A 1,848-nucleotide genomic window follows, 5' to 3' on the forward strand; every position below is an offset into this window, starting at 1 on the left:
CACGCAATCGCAGCGGGCGGTTTCGAGCGCGGCGCCGCCCCAGTAGCGCACGGTGGCGCTCGGCAGCCGCGCGGTGTCGCACGGGTCGCCGCCGCCGCGCTGCCGCACCTCGATGCTGATGCCGGCATCGCGCAGCAGGCCGGCCTGCGTGAGCAGCGTGGCCGGCACGACGCGGGCCAGCGCCGCATCGTCGGCATCGGCGACGGGCGCAGCGACCGGCAGCGGCGCGGCCGCCTGTTCCGCCTGTGCCGAAGCCGATTCGCGGTACGCCAGCGCCGCGATCACCCGGTGCCGGCACACGCCGGCCGCATTGCAGCTGCAGCGCGCATCCTGGATCGCCACGCCCGCCGGCCAGCGGCACGACACGCCGTCGTCGAACGCCGCCTCCAGCAGCCCCTGCGCGTCCACCGACAGCCGCGGCCGGTAGCCGCCGGCCAGCTCGCGCACCGCGCGCTTGACGATGCCGGCATTCGCCGCATGCGACAGCGCCTCGGGCGACAGGTGCAGCAGGTCGTCGCGCACCGCGCTCACTTCAGCTTCTCCGCGAGCCACGTGGCGAGCTGCCCCGGCGTCATCGCGCCGACCTGCGCGCCGGCTTCCACCAGCCGGCCGGCGAGCTCCTTGTCGTAGACCGGGTCGGCCCGCTCGTCGAGCGCGGCCAGCCCGAGCACGGTGCTGCCCTGCGCCACCAGCGCGCGCACATGGCCGATCAGCACGTGCTCCGGCATGCCCTCGTAGAAGTCGCTGACGATCACGACCACCGCGCGCCGCGGCACGCTGATGCGCTCGGCCGCGTAGCCCACCGCCTTGCCGATGAAGGTGCCGCCGCCGAGCTGCACGCCCATCAGCACCTCGACCGGGTCGGTGACGCTGTCGCTCAAATCGACCACCTCGGTGTCGAACGCGACCAGGTGCGTCTTGATGCCCGGCAGGCCCCACAGGCAGGCCGCCGTCACCGCCGAATGGATCACCGAGTTCAGCATGCTGCCGCTCTGGTCGACCAGCAGGAACACCTGCCAGGGCTCCAGCACGCGCCGTGTGTTGACGTGGAACAGCGGCCGCTGGATCACCAGCCGGCCGCGCTGCACGTCGTAGTGGCGCAGGTTGCGCTGCAGCGTCGCGCGCGCGGCGAACTGGCTGGCCGCCCCCTGCCGGCTCAGCTGCTGCGGCTTGCGGGCACCGCTGAAGGCGCGCTGCACCTGCTTCGCGAGCTTCTCGACCAGCTCGCGCACCACCTTGTCGACCAGCTTGCGCGCCATCGCCAGCACCTGCGGGTTCATCAGGTGCTTGGTGCGCAGCACCGCCTGCAGCAGCGCCGGGTTCGGCGTCGCGCGTTCCAGCACGTCGAGGTTGGTCACCACCTCGTCGATGCCGTAGCGCTCGATCGCGTCGCGCTCCAGGCGCTCGATCGTCTCCTTCGGGAACAGCTCGTGGATGCCGTTGATCCACTCCGGCACCGTCAACTGCGAGGCCTCGCTGCCGCCGTGGCGGTCGAGCGCGTCGTCGGCATGGCGGCCATCCTGCGAGGGGTCGTCGCGGCCGTACAGCCACGCGAGCGAGCGGTCCATCGCGGCTGCATGGCCGCCGGCCGCGCCGAGGCTCGCGTCGGCGGCTTCACCGAGCAGCAGGCGCCAGCGCTCGGCGGCGTCGAGTTCGGGCAGCGGCTTCGTCATGTCAGCAAGCCGATCTGGTTCGCCCAGGCCATCGCCTGCGCCTCGACACGCCGTGCATCGAGCAGCGCCTCGGTGCCGTCGTGCAGCTTCAGCAGGCGCTGCCGCTGCCCGGCATCGAGGCCCAGCAGCCGCGCGACGTGCGCCGCCAGCGCACCGCGCTCGCGCGGCGGAAACC

1 protein-coding gene and 1 pseudogene are annotated in these 1,848 nt (G+C 73.2%); both read right to left on the reverse strand.

All coding sequences use genetic code 11. From position 1 onward, the window contains the following. Positions 1–531, reverse strand: a pseudogene (locus AC1D01_RS32855) (SWIM zinc finger family protein); the annotation flags it as partial. Then, positions 528–1,673, reverse strand: a complete 1,146-nt coding sequence (locus tag AC1D01_RS32860; protein ID WP_477873675.1) for a VWA domain-containing protein — start codon at positions 1,671–1,673, stop codon at positions 528–530. The gene AC1D01_RS32860 and the pseudogene AC1D01_RS32855, both read right to left, overlap by 4 nt. Positions 1,674–1,848: the final 175 nt, after the last annotated feature.

Source organism: Rhizobacter sp. P3_B12 (assembly GCF_056402895.1).